The sequence below is a fragment of the Streptomyces sp. NPDC030183 genome (assembly GCF_055573455.1).
Map to the genome: position 1 here is coordinate 211,044 of NZ_JBVIBK010000003.1, position 15,534 is coordinate 226,577.

The 15,534-nt window shown below is 73.0% G+C and carries 15 protein-coding genes; 7 read left to right on the plus strand and 8 right to left on the minus strand.

Annotated elements, in window-relative coordinates; genetic code table 11:
• Positions 1-138: 138 nt before the first annotated feature.
• The 3 genes from pepN to ACZ4Z2_RS05665 all read right to left on the minus strand — a co-directional run bounded on the left by pepN (position 139) and on the right by ACZ4Z2_RS05665 (position 3,951).
• Complete coding sequence (gene pepN / locus ACZ4Z2_RS05655) at positions 139-2,643, minus strand: aminopeptidase N (RefSeq protein WP_468072675.1); 2,505 nt, start codon at positions 2,641-2,643, stop codon at positions 139-141.
• Between the two features lie 90 nt (positions 2,644-2,733).
• A complete protein-coding gene (locus tag ACZ4Z2_RS05660) occupies positions 2,734-3,312 on the minus strand; it encodes a response regulator (RefSeq protein WP_468072677.1) in 579 nt (192 codons plus the stop codon).
• A 207-nt stretch (positions 3,313-3,519) separates the two neighbouring features.
• Positions 3,520-3,951, minus strand: a complete 432-nt coding sequence (locus ACZ4Z2_RS05665) for a chorismate mutase (protein ID WP_468072679.1) — start codon at positions 3,949-3,951, stop codon at positions 3,520-3,522.
• 104 nt (positions 3,952-4,055) lie between these two features.
• Between ACZ4Z2_RS05665 and ACZ4Z2_RS05670 the strand changes: the two genes are divergently transcribed.
• The gene (locus ACZ4Z2_RS05670) at positions 4,056-4,988 is read left to right on the plus strand and encodes a hypothetical protein (protein ID WP_468072681.1); all 933 of its coding nucleotides are present in this window, start codon (positions 4,056-4,058) and stop codon (positions 4,986-4,988) included.
• Positions 4,989-5,110: 122 nt separating this feature from the next.
• Here ACZ4Z2_RS05670 and ACZ4Z2_RS05675 read toward each other — a convergent pair whose 3' ends face one another.
• Complete coding sequence (locus ACZ4Z2_RS05675) at positions 5,111-6,022, minus strand: SDR family oxidoreductase (protein WP_468072683.1); 912 nt, start codon at positions 6,020-6,022, stop codon at positions 5,111-5,113.
• Positions 6,019-6,861 (minus strand): SDR family oxidoreductase, encoded by an 843-nt coding sequence (locus ACZ4Z2_RS05680; protein ID WP_468072685.1) that lies wholly within the window; start codon positions 6,859-6,861, stop codon positions 6,019-6,021. The genes ACZ4Z2_RS05675 and ACZ4Z2_RS05680 overlap by 4 nt, the downstream gene beginning before the upstream one ends.
• Before the next feature lie 53 nt (positions 6,862-6,914).
• On the opposite strand from ACZ4Z2_RS05680, the gene ACZ4Z2_RS05685 reads away from it, so the two are divergent.
• Genes ACZ4Z2_RS05685 through ACZ4Z2_RS05700 form a run of 4 tightly spaced genes read left to right on the plus strand, consistent with a single transcriptional unit; the run spans position 6,915 to position 10,369 of the window.
• A complete protein-coding gene (locus ACZ4Z2_RS05685; RefSeq protein ID WP_468072687.1) occupies positions 6,915-7,673 on the plus strand; it encodes an enoyl-CoA hydratase family protein in 759 nt (252 codons plus the stop codon).
• Positions 7,666-8,514 carry a CoA transferase subunit A gene (locus ACZ4Z2_RS05690; protein ID WP_468072689.1) on the plus strand — a complete coding sequence of 283 codons (849 nt, stop codon included), beginning with the start codon at positions 7,666-7,668 and terminating at the stop codon, positions 8,512-8,514. Before ACZ4Z2_RS05685 ends, ACZ4Z2_RS05690 begins: the two co-directional genes overlap by 8 nt.
• Positions 8,511-9,311 (plus strand): CoA-transferase subunit beta, encoded by an 801-nt coding sequence (locus ACZ4Z2_RS05695; protein ID WP_468072691.1) that lies wholly within the window; start codon positions 8,511-8,513, stop codon positions 9,309-9,311. Before ACZ4Z2_RS05690 ends, ACZ4Z2_RS05695 begins: the two co-directional genes overlap by 4 nt.
• A complete protein-coding gene (locus tag ACZ4Z2_RS05700; protein ID WP_468072693.1) occupies positions 9,311-10,369 on the plus strand; it encodes an NAD(P)H-dependent flavin oxidoreductase in 1,059 nt (352 codons plus the stop codon). The genes ACZ4Z2_RS05695 and ACZ4Z2_RS05700 overlap by 1 nt, the downstream gene beginning before the upstream one ends.
• Positions 10,370-10,459: 90 nt before the next feature.
• Here the strand turns inward: ACZ4Z2_RS05700 and ACZ4Z2_RS05705 are convergent, their stop codons facing one another.
• From ACZ4Z2_RS05705 to ACZ4Z2_RS05715, 3 genes are read right to left on the minus strand one after another with little or no spacing between them, the layout of a single operon-like run.
• Positions 10,460-11,617 carry an acetyl-CoA C-acetyltransferase gene (locus tag ACZ4Z2_RS05705; RefSeq protein WP_468072695.1) on the minus strand — a complete coding sequence of 386 codons (1,158 nt, stop codon included), beginning with the start codon at positions 11,615-11,617 and terminating at the stop codon, positions 10,460-10,462.
• Between the two features lie 34 nt (positions 11,618-11,651).
• A complete protein-coding gene (locus ACZ4Z2_RS05710; protein ID WP_468072696.1) occupies positions 11,652-12,266 on the minus strand; it encodes a TetR/AcrR family transcriptional regulator in 615 nt (204 codons plus the stop codon).
• A gap of 14 nt (positions 12,267-12,280) precedes the next feature.
• On the minus strand, positions 12,281-13,069 hold the full coding sequence (locus ACZ4Z2_RS05715) for an SDR family oxidoreductase (protein WP_468072698.1): 789 nt from the start codon (positions 13,067-13,069) through the stop codon (positions 12,281-12,283).
• 70 nt (positions 13,070-13,139) lie between these two features.
• Between ACZ4Z2_RS05715 and ACZ4Z2_RS05720 the strand changes: the two genes are divergently transcribed.
• On the plus strand, positions 13,140-14,282 hold the full coding sequence (locus tag ACZ4Z2_RS05720; RefSeq protein ID WP_468072700.1) for an acyl-CoA dehydrogenase family protein: 1,143 nt from the start codon (positions 13,140-13,142) through the stop codon (positions 14,280-14,282).
• 40 nt (positions 14,283-14,322) lie between these two features.
• Complete coding sequence (locus tag ACZ4Z2_RS05725) at positions 14,323-15,294, plus strand: acyl-CoA dehydrogenase family protein (RefSeq protein ID WP_468072702.1); 972 nt, start codon at positions 14,323-14,325, stop codon at positions 15,292-15,294.
• Positions 15,295-15,534 lie beyond the last annotated feature (240 nt).

Below are 15,534 nucleotides of genomic sequence, written 5' to 3' on the forward strand. Positions count from 1 at the left end.
GTCGCTCACACCAAAAAACCCCCCCAAAGAACACAAAAAAAATGTACGCCGCCCTGTCGCCGGGGGGGGAGGGCACCCCGGCGGTGGCCGGACGTGGCCGAGGCCACGCCCGCCCAGGCCCGGCTGGGAGGGTGGTGGTTACCCGCCCCTCACCTTCAGGGCGCGCTGGAGGTCGTCGAGTTGGTCGGTCAGCTTTCGCCGCAGGGCCGGGATGGGGTCGGCCTCGGTGAGGCAGCGTTCGCCCAGGCCGAGTGTCGCCGTGTCCACCGCGTGGACGGGGAACGCCCAGCGTCCGGCGGCTTCCGCGATGGCCGGTCCCCGGCGGGCGGCCAGGGCGACCGCGTCGGCCCAGTAGCGGTCGACGTACTCCTGGAGGAGTTCCGACTGTTCCGGCTGCCAGAAGCCCTGGGCGGTGGCGGTGAAGAGGTAGTTGGAGAGGTCGTCGGTGGTGAACATGGCGTCCCAGGCGGACTGCTTGGCCTCCGGGTCGGGGAGGGCGGCCCGGCAGCGGGCGGCGCCTTCCCGACCGGTGGCGCTGGGGTCGCGTGCCAGTTCCCCGTCGATCGCGTCGGCGTCGACCGCGCCGAGGACGGCGAGCCGGCCGAGGACCCGCCAGCGCAGCTCGGGGTCGAGTTCGGGCCCGCCCGGGACGGTGCCGTCGGCGAGCCAGGCGGCGATGGTGTCGGGGTGGGCGGCGACGTCGATGAAGTGGCGTACGGCAATCAGGCGCAGACCGGGGTGGTCGCCGTCCTCGGTGCGGCGGATGAGGTCGCGGCACAGGGAGGCGAGGGTGGTCAGGCCGGCGGGGCGCTCCTCGGGGGTGAGGAAGCGGTCGGCGACCTGGGTGGTGGCGAAGGTGAGCACGCCCTGGACGATGGCGAGGTCGGTCTCGCGGGGCAGGTGGGTGCGGGCTGCGTCCAGGTAGGCGGTGGGCGGGAGTTCGGCGTCGCGTACGGCGTCGCGCAGGGCGTTCCAGACGACGGCGCGGGTGAGCGGGTCGGGGAGTCCGCTGAGGTGGCCGGTGACGGTGGCGGAGGAGTCGGGGTCGAAGCGGACCTTGGCGTAGGTGAGGTCGCCGTCGTTGAGGAGGAGCAGGGCGGGGCGTTTGCCGATGGGCTGTTCGCCGGTCTGCGGGATGTCGAGCGCGAGGCTCTCGCGGAGCGTGAGGTGGCCCTGGTCGTCGCCGGGGTCCTGGTCGTAGACGCCGACGGTGATGTGGTGGGGGCGGCTGCCGGCGTGGTCGACGGTGAGGGCGCAGGTGCTGTCGGCGCCGCGGGTGACCTTGGGGGTGAGGGTGTCGACGCCGGTGGTGCGCAGCCAGGCGTCGGCCCAGGCGTGGACGTCGCGTTCGGTGGCGCCGGCCAGGTTGTCGATGAAGTCGGCGAGGGTGGCGTTGCCGAAGCGGTGGCGGGTGAAGTGGGCGTTGATGCCGGCGAGGAAGTCCTTCTCGCCGAGCCAGGCGACGAGCTGGCGCAGCGCGGAGGCGCCCTTGGCGTAGGAGATGCCGTCGAAGTTGAGGAGGGCGGCGGCGGTGTCGTCGACGTTCTCGGGGGCGACGGGGTGGGTGGAGGGGCGCTGGTCGGCGTCGTAGCCCCACGCCTTGCGGGCGACGCCGAAGTCGACCCAGGTGTCCGTGAAGCGGGTGGCCTCGGTGAGGGTCTGGTAGCCCATGTACTCGGCGAAGGACTCGTTGAGCCAGATGTCGTCCCACCACCGGAGGGTGACGAGGTCGCCGAACCACATGTGGGCCATCTCGTGGGCGATGACCATGGCGCGGGTCTGGCGTTCGGTGTCGGTGACGGCGGAGCGGTAGACGAACTCGTCGCGGAAGGTGACGAGTCCGGGGTTCTCCATGGCGCCCGCGTTGAACTCGGGGACGAACGCCTGGTCGTAGGAGTCGAAGGGGTACGGCTCCTCGAACTTCTCGTGGTAGCGGTCGAAGCAGGCGCGGGTGACGTCGAGGATCTCGTCGGCGTCGGTGTCGAGGTAGGGGGCCAGGGAGCGGCGGCAGTGGATGCCGAAGGGCAGGCCGCGGTGTTCGGTGCGCACGGAGTGCCAGGGGCCGGCGGCGACGGCGACGAGATAGGTGGAGATGAGGGGGGTGGTGGCGGCGCGCCAGGTGCCGTCGCCCTGCTGCGCGGTGATGCCGTTGGCGAGGACGGTCCAGCCCTCGGGGGCGGCGACGGTCAGGTCGAAGACGGCCTTGAGGTCGGGTTGGTCGAACGCGGCGAAGACGCGTTGGACGTCGTCGAGGAAGAGGTTGGAGTAGACGTATGTCTCGCCGTCGGCGGGGTCGGTGAAGCGGTGCATGCCCTCGCCGGTGCGGGAGTAGCGCATGGCGGCGTCGACGCGCAGTTCGTGCTCGCCCGGGGTGAGGCCGCTGAGCGGCAGGCGGTTGCCGTCGAGGGTCTCGGGGTCGAGGGGCTTGCCGTCGAGGGTGACGGAGCGCAGGTCGGCCGGCTTCAACTCGACGAAGGTGTCCGCGGCCTTTTTCTTTCCCCGTACGGTGAAGCGGATGACGGTACGGGAGTCGAAGGTCTCGTCGCCGCGCGTGAGGTCGAGGGTGATCTCGTAGCGGTGGACGTCGAGGAGCCGGGCACGGGCTTGCGCTTCGTCGCGCGTCAGTACGGACATGAGGGACATGCTGCCTGATGCCCCGGGCACGGGACAGGGGCGGGCCGGGTACGCCACCTATGTCCGGTCGTATGCGCCGCGCGCCCGGTCGTATGAGGCCTACGCCCGGTCGGTCGCGCCGTCCCGCGCGTCGTCGTCCGCGCGCTCCCGTTGGGCGGGGACGCGGCCGCCGGTGTCGTCGTGCCTGCGGTCCTCGTGGCCCTCGGGGTCCTGGTGGTCGTGGTGGTCCTTCAGGTCCTGGTGGTCCTTGAGGCGGGCGCGTAGGTCGCGGACCTCGCGTTCCAGGGCGTGGGAGCGTGCGTGGGCGTCGAAGAGGTAGCGGACCTTGGTGCGCAGCGCCCAGGGGTCGATGGGCTTCATGACGAGGTCGGCGACGCCGAGGCGGAACGCGGCGGCGGTCAGCTCGGCGTCGGGGCCGAAGCCGGTGAGGAGGATGACGGGGATGTGCTGGGTCTGTTCGACGCCGCGCATGTAGCGGACGACGTCGAGGCCGCTGACGCCGGGCATGCGCACGTCGAGGAGGAGCAGGCCGACCGGGCCGCGCAGGACCTCCTTGAGCGCCGCGTCGCCGCTGGTGGCGCGGCTCAGGTGGTAGCCCAGCGGGGCCAGGGCGCTCTCCAGGGCGTAGAGCGTGTCCTCGTGGTCGTCCACGATGAGGATCTTGGCTTCCGACGGCATGGCCCGTGTCCCCTCGCTCGGGTCGGCGGCACGCGGTCGGCGGCGCCGTGATCCGAGTTTCTCACCGCGTGTAGTCGCTGTCTGACGAAGAGTGCCCACGCAGGATGCCCGCTGGAGGCGGGGATGTCACTCCCCGCCGGTCGTTCCGGTGGTGCCGTTGGTTCAGGTGGTGCCGTTGGCGCTGGTGGTGCCGGTCGTGCCGTTGGTTCAGGTGGTGCCGTTGGCGCTGGTCGTGCCGGTCGTGCCGTTCAGTGCGTCGTCCGCGATGCGTTCGTGGTGCCGGATGACCTCGGCGATGATGAAGTTCAGGAGCTTCTCCGCGAACGCCGGGTCCAGCTTCGCACTTTCGGCGAGCCCGCGCAGCCGGTTGATCTGCTGGGCCTCGCGGGCCGGGTCGGCGGCGGGCAGCTGGTGGGCGGCCTTGAGGTGGCCGACCCGCTGGGTGCACTTGAAGCGTTCGGCGAGCATGTGGACGACGGCGGCGTCGATGTTGTCGATGCTGTCCCGCAGCCGGGTCAGCTCCGCCCGCACCTCGGCGTCGACCCCGCCGGCCGCCGCGCCGCCGTTCGCCTCGTCGGTGCCGCTGGATTCGCCGATGCCGCTGGTGTCGCTGATGCCGCTGGTGTCGCTCGTCGTCATGGTCGTCACCCTACGTCGGCCCGGCCCGCCGTCCCACGCCGCTCCCGGCGGCCTCCCGCATCGGCTTAGAGTGGACGGGTCGAGGCGTCTTTGGGGGTACGGACGTGGCGGACAGCGGACCGGTCGAGCACGGCTACCCGCACCTGGAGATCGTGCGGGCGTCGATCACCGCGCTGTACAAGCGGCTGTCGTACGACACCGTCCACGCGTTCGACACGAGTGTCCTCCCCGTCGACGTGGCGTTCTGCGACACCGACGACCTCCATCTGGGCGCCCAGCGGGTCGCCCGTGAGCTGGTGCGGCACTATCGGCTGCCGGACGCGCGGCTGATCGTCGGCTTCCGGGAGATGACTCATGCGGCGAACGTCGAACTGGCCGCCGGGCCCGAGTACTTCGTCGAGCTGAACGACCGGTTCCGCACGCATCGGCGGGACATCGGCGCGGCCCTCGCGCACGAGGTGGCGCATGTCTATCTGCACCGGCTGGGGCTGTCGTTCCCCGGTGTCCGCGAGAACGAGATCCTCACGGACACGGCGGCGACGTACCTGGGGGCGGGGTGGCTGCTGCTGGACGCGTTCCGGGAGCACGGGGCGTCGTCGCAGAAGCTGGGGTATCTGACGCCGGAGGAGTTCGGGTACGTGCTGGCCAAACGGGCCCGGGTCTTCGGTGAGGACCCGTCGGTGTGGTTCACCAGCGCGCAGGCGTACGCGGCGTACACGGAGGGCCGGGAGCGGGCGCGGCGGGACGAGGAGCAGCCGCCGTTGACCGCGGCGGGGTGGGCGGGCCGCCGACGGTACGCGCGGGACCGGCGGCGGGCGCGGGAGCCGCGGGCGGGTGGGGTGGAGCGGGAGGTGCCGTACGTGTTCTCTGCGGAAAAGGCGTCGGGTGAGGGTGCGGGTGGGAGTGCGGCTGGGGGTGGGGGGTTGCGGGTGTCGTTTCCCTGTCCGACGTGTCATCAGCGCATCAGGGTGCCGGTACGGGGGCGGGTGCGGGCTCGGTGCGGGTTGTGCCGGACGGTGCTGGAGTGCGACACGTAGGTTTTCGGGCCGGGCCGGGCCGGGCCGGGCGCGGGAGGGGGTGGGGGGGCGGGGGTGTGTTGGCGGGTGCGGGCCGGTGGGGGTTGGGCGCGCAGGTCCCCGCGCCCCTGGTGGGGGTGGGGTCATGTGCCGTAGGCGCGGGACGGGCTTCTCGCTTCTGCCAGGAGTTTCAGGGTTGTCTCGCCTGCTTCCCTCGGGGTCCAGCGGGAGGGGCGGGTGGCTGTGGGGCCTGGGTGCCAGCCCTCCATGACCGTGATCCGGCCGCCCTCCGTCTCGAGGACGCGGCCGGTGACTCCGGTGCACGCGGCGGAGCCCAGCCACACCACCAGCGGGGAGACGTTCTCCGGGGCCATCGCGTCGAAGCCGGTGCCGGGGGCGGTCATCGTCTCGGCGAAGACCCGCTCGGTCATCCTCGTGCGGGCCGCGGGGGCGATGGCGTTGACGAGGACGCCGTAGCGGCCCAGTTCCGCCGCCGCGACCAGGGTGAGGCCGATGACGCCCGCCTTGGCGGCGCTGTAGTTGCCCTGGCCGACGGAGCCCAGCAGGCCGGCTCCGCTGCTGGTGTTGATGACGCGAGCCTCGGGCGGGCGTCCCGCCTTGGCCTCGGCGCGCCAGTGCAGGGCGGCGTGCCTCAGGGGCAGGAAGTGGCCCTTGAGGTGCACCCGGAGGACGGCGTCCCAGTCGTCCTCGTCGAGGTTCACGAGCATGCGGTCGCGCAGGAAGCCTGCGTTGTTGACCAGGGTGTCGAGGCGGCCGTACGCGTCGAGCGCGGCGCGGACGAGGGACGCGGCGCCGTCGGTCGTGGCGACGTCCCCGCCGTGGGCGATCGCCTCACCTCCGGCGGCGCGGATCTCGTCGACGACCCGGGCGGCCGGGCTGTCGGGGTCCGGGGTGCCGTCCAGTCCCACGCCCAGGTCGTTGACCACGACACGGGCGCCCTCGGCGGCGTACGCGAGGGCGTGTGCGCGGCCCAGTCCGCGTCCCGCGCCGGTCACGATCACCACGCGCCCCTCGCAGAGTCGCCGTCCGCTCATCGTCCGCCTCCTGGGGTTTTGTCGCTGGCGTGGTGGGTGCCGCGCCCGCACGTCGTGTCCCGGTCGGGGACGTCGGCGCCGCCTGGGCCGGTCTCGTCGTCGATGGGCCGGTTCGTCGTCGCCGCTTCGAGGAACGCGGGGCGTTCTCCGCCGCCGTGGACCAGCAGGGACGCCCCGGTGATGTACGCCGCCGCGTCGGACGCGAGGAAGACGGCCGCCTCGCCGACGTCGGAGGGTTCGGCCAGGCGGCCGAGGGGGACCGTGCGGGCGACGGCCGCGACGCCGTGCTCGTCGCCGTAGTGGAGGTGGGACAGCTCCGTGCGGACCATGCCGAGGACGAGGGTGTTGACGCGGACGTCGGGGGCCCACTCCACGGCCATGGACCGGGCGAGGTGTTCCAGACCGGCCTTGGCGGCTCCGTACGCGGCGGAGCCGGGCGAGGGGCGGCTGCCGCTCACGCTGCCGATCATCAGGATCGAGCCCCGCGACCGCCGCAGGTGCGCGTGGGCGGCGAGGGACACGGTCAGCGGCGCGGTGAGGTTGAGGTCGATGACGCGGGCGTGGCGGCGGGCGTCGGTGGCGGTGAGCGGCCGGTAGGGCGTGCCGCCCGCGTTGTTGACGAGGACGTCGAGGCGGGGCAGTACGTCCAGGAGGGCCTGGACGGCGTCCGGGTCCCGTACGTCGAGGGGCATGAACTCGGCCCCCTTGAGCGGCGTTTCGGGCGGGCGGCGGGCGCAGATCACGACGTCGGCGCCCGCCGCGGCGAAGGCGTGGGCGATGCCGGCGCCGACGCCGCGTGTGCCGCCGGTGACGACGGCGAGCTTCCCGTTGAGCTCCATCCGCTGCTACCTTCCACCAAACAAACGTTAGGTGGAAGGTAGCTGATGCTCCCATGGGTGTCTCCACCTCGTCCCCGGAAAAGGGGACGGTTCTCGTCACGGTCGATTTCCCGCCGGTGAACGCCCTGCCGGTGCGGGGGTGGTTCGAGCTGGCCGACGCGGTGCGCGCGGCCGGGCGTGATCCGGCGGTCGGGTGTGTGGTGCTCGCGGCGGAGGGGCGCGGGTTCAACGCGGGCGTCGACATCAAGGAGATCCAGGCGGCGGGACGGAGCGCGCTGCTCGGCGCCAACCAGGGCTGCGCGGACGCCTTCGCGGCGGTGTACGAGTGCGAGGTGCCCGTGGTGGCGGCCGTGCAGGGCTTCTGTCTGGGCGGCGGGATCGGTCTGGTCGGCAACGCGGACGCGATCGTGGCGAGCGAGGACGCGACGTTCGGGCTGCCCGAACTGGACCGGGGGGCGCTCGGGGCGGCGACGCATCTGGCGCGGCTGGTGCCGCAGCACCTGATGCGGGCGCTGTACTACACCTCGCGTACGGCGACCGCGGCCGAACTGCGGGCGCACGGCTCGGTGTGGCGGGTGGTGCGGCGGGGCGAACTGCGCTCGGCCGCGCTGGAGTTGGCGGCGGAGATCGCCGCGAAGGATACGCGGCTGATCCGGCTGGCCAAGGCCGCCATCAACGGCATCGATCCCGTCGACGTGCGGCGCAGTTACCGCTTCGAGCAGGGCTTCACCTTCGAGGCGAACCTCAGCGGGGTGGCCGACGAGGTCCGCGGCACGTTCGGCGCGGCCGAGGAGGAGGGTGCGGGTGAGTGACAAGACCATGACCACCGAGGAGGCCGTGGCGCGGCTGGAGAGCGGGATGACCCTGGGCATCGGCGGCTGGGGGTCCCGGCGCAAGCCGATGGCCTTGGTGCGAGCACTGCTCCGCACGGAGATCACTGATCTCACCGTGGTCTCGTACGGCGGCCCGGACGTGGGGATGCTCGCCGCCGCCGGACGGATCCGGAAACTGATCGCCGCGTTCGCCACCCTCGACTCGATCCCCCTGGAGCCGCATTTCCGCGCGGCGCGCGAACGCGGGGCGTTCGAGCTGATGGAGGTCGACGAGGCGATGTTCATGTGGGGGCTGCACGCCGCCGCCAACCGGCTGCCCTTCCTGCCGGTGCGGGCGGGCATCGGCTCGGACGTGATGCGGGTCAATCCCTCCCTGCGGACCGTCACCTCGCCCTACGGCGACGGGGAGACCTTCGTCGCGATGCCCGCCCTGCGCATGGACGCCGCGTTCGTGCACGTCAACCGGGCCGACCGGCTCGGCAACGGCCAGTACCTCGGGCCCGACCCCTACTTCGACGACCTGTTCTGCGAGGCGGCCGACACCGCGTACGTCTCCTGCGAGCGGATCGTGGACACGGCGGAGCTGGCCAAGGAGGCGCCACCGCAGTCGCTGCTGATCAAGCGCCATGTGGTGACGGGTGTGGTGGAGGCGCCGAACGGGGCGCACTTCACGTCCTGCGCGCCGGACTACGGGCGGGACGAGCCCTTCCAGAAGCGGTACGCGGGCACCGCGTGGCCGGAGTTCGCCGAGCGGTTCCTCACCGGCGACGAACACGCCTACCAGGAGGCCGTGCGGGCCTGGCGCGAGGAGGAGGCATGACAGGAGGGGGCGTGAGCGGAGAGGGCCCGACCGGTGGGGGCGGAGAGGAACCGACCGGTGGGGGCGGTGACGGAGCGAGTCGCGCCGAGTACTGCGTGATCGCGTGCGCGGAGGCATGGCGCGGGGCCGGGGAGGTGCTCGCCAGCCCCATGGGTCTGATCCCGTCGCTGGGCGCGCGCCTGGCCAGGCGGACGTTCGCGCCGGACCTGCTGCTCACCGACGGGGAGGCGCTGCTCGTCGGCCCGGACGGCACCGTCGAGGGATGGCTGCCGTACCGGCAGCACCTGGCGCTGGTCACCGGCGGCCGACGGCACGTGATGATGGGCGCGAGCCAGATCGACCGGTACGGCAACCAGAACATCTCCTGCGTCGGCGACTGGGCCCGGCCGCGGCGCCAGCTCCTCGGGGTACGGGGAGCGCCGGTCAACTCACTCAACCACGCGACCAGTTACTGGGTACCCCGGCACTCCCGGCGGGTCTTCGTGGAGAAGGTCGACATGGTGTGCGGGGTGGGGTACGACCGCGCCGCCGCCCATCCGGTGACCGCCCGTTTCCACCGGCTCCCCCGGGTCGTGTCCGACCTCGGGGTGTTCGACTTCGCGACCCCGGACCGCTCGATGCGGCTGGCCTCGCTGCACCCGGGGGTCACGGTCGAGCAGGTCGCGGAGGCCACCGGGTTCGCGCTGGCCGTACCGGAGGAGGTGCCGTACACGCGGGAGCCGTCGGCCGAGGAGCTGCGGCTGATCCGTGAGGTGCTCGACCCGGAGGACCTCCGCGCACGGGAGGTGCGGGGGTGATGGACACCGCCCTCACCCGGCTCGTGGGCGTCCGCCATCCGATCGTGCAGACCGGGATGGGCTGGGTCGCCGGCCCCCGCCTGGTGTCCGCCTCGGCCGAGGCGGGTGCCCTCGGTGTCCTGGCGTCCGCGACGATGAGCCCGCAGCGACTCCGGGACGCCGTACGGGAGGTGAGGTCACGTACGGACGCGCCGTTCGGGGTGAATCTGCGGGCCGACGCCGGGGACGCCCGGGAGCGGGTGCGGATCATCGTCGAGGAGGGCGTCCGGGTGGCGTCGTTCGCGCTCGCGCCGTCCAGGGAGCTGATCGCCGAGCTGAAGGACGCGGGGGTCGTCGTCATCCCGTCCGTGGGGGCCCGGCGGCATGCCGAGAAGGTGGCGGCGTGGGGTGCGGACGCGGTGGTCGTGCAGGGCGGGGAGGGCGGCGGGCACACCGGTGACGTGGCGACGACGGTGCTCCTGCCGCAGGTCGTGGACGCGGTGGGCATTCCCGTCGTCGCCGCGGGCGGCTTCCACGACGGGCGGGGGCTGGTCGCCGCGCTGGCGTACGGGGCGGCCGGCGTCGCGATGGGCACGCGGTTCCTGCTCACGTCGGACTCGACGGTGCCGGACGCGGTCAAGGCCCGCTATCTGGCGGCGACGGTCAAGGACGTCACCGTCACGCGGGCCGTGGACGGGCTCCCGCACCGCATGCTCCGCACGGAGTTCGTGGACGCGCTGGAGAGGTCGGGCCGCGCCCGCGCCCTGCTGCACGCGGTGCGCCACGCCGCCGGCTTCCGCCGGATCTCGGGGCTCACCTGGCGCGGCATGATCCGCGACGGGCTCGCGATGAGGCACGGCAAGGACCTCACCTGGAGCCAGGTCCTCCTCGCCGCCAACACCCCGATGCTGCTGCGATCGGCGATGGTGGACGGCCGCACGGACCTCGGCGTCATGGCCTCCGGCCAGGTCGCCGGACTCATCGACGACCTCCCGTCGTGCGCGGACCTGGTGGACCGGATCATGAAGGAGGCGGCCGAAACCCTGACGACTCTGAGCCGACTCGACCCCGAGGACTGACAACGCCCCGGAACCACCCGCGCCGCGCCCGCTGCCCGGCGGCCGGGAGCAGCCCCCGGCCGCCGACCGGCAACCGCGCCGCCGCGCGCCTCACACCCTCTCGATGATCGTCACGTTCGCCTGGCCGCCGCCCTCGCACATGGTCTGGAGGCCGTAGCGGCCGCCTGTGCGTTCGAGTTCGTGCAGGAGGGTGGTCATCAGTTTGGCGCCCGTCGCGCCCAGGGGGTGGCCGAGGGCGATGGCGCCGCCGTTGACGTTGACCTTCTCCGGGTCGGCGCCCGTCTCCTTGAGCCAGGCGAGGACGACCGGGGCGAACGCCTCGTTGATCTCGACGAGGTCGATGGCGCCGAGGGAGAGACCGGCCTTCTTCAGGGCGTACGCGGTCGCCGGGATCGGCGCGGTGAGCATCCGGATGGGGTCCTCACCGCGTACGGAGAGGTGGTGCACGCGGGCGCGCGGGGTGAGCCCGTGCTCCTCGACGGCCCGCTCGGAGGCGATCAGCAGCGCGGCGGCGCCGTCGGAGACCTGGGAAGAGCAGGCGGCGGTGACCGTGCCCCCGTCGATGACGGGCTTCAGCGCGGCCATCTTCTCCAGGGAGGTGTCCCGGCGCGGCCCCTCGTCGCAGGTCACGTCCCCGTACGGCACCGTCTCGCGGTCGAAGCGGCCCTCGTCGACGGCCCGCACCGCCCGCCGGTGCGAGCGCAGCGCGTACTCCTCCTGGTCGCGGCGGCTGATGCCCCACTTCGCGGCGATCATCTCGGCGCCGGCGAACTGGTTGACGGGCCGGTCCCCGTACCGGGCGCGCCAGCCCTCGCTGCCGGCGAACGGGCCCTCGGTGAGTCCGAGGGGGACGGCCGCCTGGCGGGAGGCGAAGGCGATGGGGACCATCGTCATGTTCTGGACACCGCCGGCCACGACGAGGTCCTGGGTGCCGGACAGGACGGCCTGGGCGGCGAAGTGCACGGCCTGCTGCGAGGAGCCGCACTGCCGGTCGACGGTGGTGCCGGGCACCTCCTCGGGCAGCCCGGCCGCCAGCCAGCTGGTGCGGGCGATGTCACCGGCCTGCGGCCCCACGGTGTCCAGGCAGCCGAAGACGACGTCCTCCACGGCGGCGGGGTCCACGCCCGCCCGCTCGACGAGCGCCGTCAGCACATGCGCGCCGAGGTCGGCCGGGTGCACCCCGCCGAGCCCTCCCCCGCGCCGCCCGACGGGCGTACGGACCGCTTCGACGATGTATGCCTCGGCCATGTCGACTCCCCGGACTCTTCGCTGAGTTGGTTGGTCAGGTACGTACGGCGATCCCGTCCAGCACCATCGACAGGTACTGCCGGGCGATCTGCTCCGGGCTGTACTGCCCGCCGGGCCGGTACCAGGAGGCGGCGACCCACACGGTGTCGCGCACGAACCGGTAGGTGACCTTCGTGTCGAGGTCGGCCCGGAACTCCCCCTCGGCGACCCCGCGCTCCAGCGTGGACAGCCAGGTCTGCTCGAACTTGCGCTGTGACACCTCCAGGAACCCGAACCGGCGTTCCTGCGCGATCAGTTGCTTGGCCTCGTTCTGGTAGATCTCGACGGCGGCGCGGTGCCGGTCGATGGCCAGGAACGACTCGGTGACCAGGGACCGGAAGGTCTCGCTGGGCCCCAGCCCGGCGGCCAGGACGCTGTCGTACTGCTCCCAGAGCTCGTCGAGGAAGGTCCGCAGGATCTCCTCGAGCATCGCGTCCTTGGAGTCGAAGTAGTAGTAGAGGCTGCCCGCGAGCATGCCCGCGTCGTCCGCGATCCTGCGGACGGTGGTGGCGTTGTACCCCTGTTCGGCGAAGACCTCGGCCGCCCGGTCGAGGAGTTCACGACGGCGGGCGGGGGCGGCGGTCACCTGGGGCTTCTTCTTGGTCGGCACGCTGTTCATTGTCCTCAAGGGTGCTGGTTGCTGACGGACACGACCTCGCCCGTCAGGTACGAGGAGTAGCCGGACGCGAGGAACACGATCACGTTGGCCACCTCCCAGGGTTCGGCGTACCGCCCGAGGGCCTCGCGTTCGGTGAGCTCCGCCAGCAGCTCGGGCGTGGTCACCTTCGCGAGGTGCGGATGCATGGCGAGGCTGGGTGACACGGCGTTGACCCGCACCCCGTACGCGGCGGCCTCGACCGCGGCGCAGCGGGTGAGCGCCATCACGCCCGCCTTCGCCGCCGCGTAGTGCGCCTGTCCGGCCTGGGCGCGCCAGCCGACGACGGAGGCGTTGTTGACGATCACCCCGGCGCCGGCCTCCCGCATGTGCCGCAGGGCGGCCCGGGTGCAGCGGAAGGTGCCGTTCAGGGTCACGTCGAGCACCTTCGACCACTGCTCGTCGGTCATGTCCACAAGGTCCGACGTGCCGCCGAGCCCTGCGTTGTTGACGACGACGTCGAGCCGTCCGTGCAGGTGGACGGCCGTGTCGAACAGGGCGCGCACCTGGTCCTCGTCGGTCACGTCGCACACCGTCGCCGCGACCGCGTCCGCGCCGAACTCCCCGGCCAGCGCGGCCTCGTGCTCCTTGAGCCGGCGGGTGTGCGCGTCGCTGATGAGCACCCGCGCGCCCTCCTCCAGGAAGCGTCGCGCGGTCGCCCCGCCGATGCCCGCGCCGGCCGCCGCGGTGAGGACGGCGGTACGGCCCCGGAGGAGGCCGTGGGCGGGGACGTAGGCCGGAGGCTCGACGTTCGTCATGAGGGCACGCTAACCTACCAAACACTTGTTAGGGAAGGTTGGGCGCTTGCCCGGAAAGAGGTGACCCCCCGTGGACCTCGCCCATTCCCCGGCCGACGAGGCGTTCCGCGAGGAGGCCCGCGCCTGGCTGCGCGCGCATGTGCCGTCCGTGCCGCTGCCGTCCCTGGAAACCGAGGAGGGCTTCGCCGCCCACCGCGCCTGGGAGGCCGAACTGGCCGCCGACCGCTGGTCGGTGGTGAACTGGCCGGCCGCGTACGGGGGCCGGGACGCGACTCTGACCCGTTGGCTGATCTTCGAGGAGGAGTACTACGCGGCGGGCGCCCCCGGCCGGGTCGGCCAGAACGGCGTCAACCTGCTCGCGCCGACCCTGTTCGAGCACGGCACGGAGGAGCAGCGGGCCCGGGTGCTGCCGCCGATGGCCTCGGGTGAGGTGGTGTGGGCGCAGGCGTGGTCGGAGCCGGAGGCCGGTTCGGACCTGGCCTCGCTGACCTCCCGGGCGGTGCGTACGGGCGGCGGATGGCTACTCAGGGGCCAGAAGACGTGGTCGTCGCGCGCGGCGTTCGCGGACCGCGCGTTCGGTCTGTTCCGCAGCGAGCCGGGCACGCCGAAGCCGCATCAGGGGCTGACGTACCTCATGTTCGACCTGCGCGCGCCCGGGGTGACGGTCCGCCCGATCGGCCGCCTCGACGGGAAGCCGGCCTTCGCGGAACTGTTCCTGGACGACGTGTTCGTGCCGGACGAGGACGTGATCGGCGAGCCGGGGCAGGGCTGGCGGATCGCGATGTCGACGGCCGACAACGAACGCGGGCTGACGCTGCGCTCACCCGGCCGCTTCCTCGCCTCCGCCGACCGGTTGCGCGACCTGTGGGACGCCCGGGGCCGCCCCTCGGCCACCCGCGGCCGCGTGGCCGACGCCCTGATCGGCGCCCGCGCCTACGAACTGTTCACCTGGGCGAGCGCCTCCCGCTTCCTCGACGGCGAGCCGCTCGGCCCCGGGTCCAGCCTGAACAAGGTGTTCTGGTCGGAGTACGACATCGCCCTGCACGAGACGGCGCTGGAACTCCTCGGCGAGGAGGGCGAGTTGGCGGACACCGACTGGTCCGAGGGCTATGTCTTCTCCCTCGCCGGCCCGATCTACGCCGGCACCAACGAGATCCAGCGGGACATCATCGCCGAACGCCTGCTGGGGCTGCCGAGGGGGCGTCGGGCATGAAGGCCGAGGGAACGCCGGGCATGAAGGAGGAGTCCCGCTGATGCGTCTCCTCCTCGACGCCGAGCAGCGGGCGTTCGCCGCATCGCTGGACGCGATGCTGACGGCCGCGGACACACCGGCGGTCGCGCGGGCCTGGAGCCGTGGGGAGCACGCGGCCGGGCGGGCGCTGTGGGGGCGGGTCGCGCGAGCCGGCGTGTTCGCGCTTGCCGCGCCGGAGGCGTACGAGGGGCTGGGCCCCCTACCCGTCGAACTGGCCGTCGCCTTCGTGGAGCTGGGTCGGCACGCGGTACCGGGCCCGCTGGTGGAGACGGTGGCGGCCACGGTGCTCCTCGCGGGGCTGGACGATCCGGGCCCGGCGAGGCGACTGCTCCCGGCGCTGGTGTCCGGGGAGGCGATGGCCACGCTCGCGTCGCCGGGGTCGTCGTACGCGCTGGACGGGGACGCGGCGGAAACCCGGCTGTCCCTGAGCGGCACCGAACTGCGGCTGCCCCCGGGCCATGGCAGCGTCCGCCCGTCCCTGGACCCGGCCCGCCGCCTGACGCCCCTCTCCCCCGGCGGTGACCTCCTCGCCACCGGCCCGCCCGTCGCCCGAGCGGTCCTGTGGGCCCGCCTCGCGGTCGCCGCGCAGGCCCTCGGCGTCGGGCTCGCGCTCCTGGACCGGACGGTGGAGTACGTCGGACGGCGCACCCAGTTCGGGGTGCCCGTCGGCTCGTTCCAGGCGGTGAAGCACCGGCTGGCCGACACGAAGGTGGCCCTGGAGTTCGCGCGCCCGCTGGTGTTCGGCGCGGCAGTCACCCTGGATCCGGCGGACGTGGCCGCCGCCAAGGTCATGGCCTGCGAGGCGGCGTACCGAGCGGCCCGCACGGCGCTCCAGTCGCACGGCGCGATCGGCTACACCGCGGAGTACGACCTGTCGCTGTGGCTGACCAAGGCCCGTGCGCTGCGCTCGGCATGGGGTTCGCCGGACGCCTGCCGGGAGACGGTGCTCAACGGCGGTGGTCGCCGCCGGTGAGCTGCCGGTACTCCTCCGGGGCCGGTGTGCGGCCGCGCCGGGCCGGCACCCCGACCGGCGCCTCCCGTACCCCGCTGAGGCCGACCGCGATGCCCCCGACGCCCCCGCCCGCACCCCTTTGCGCCTCCCCCTCCCCTCCCGCCCCTGAGAGTTCGCTATTTTGTTCGCCGCCGCCCTCACCGGCTCGTCATCAGTCCGCACCAGCAAGGAGCCGGCCGTGGAACCCCAGCCGCCCGAGTC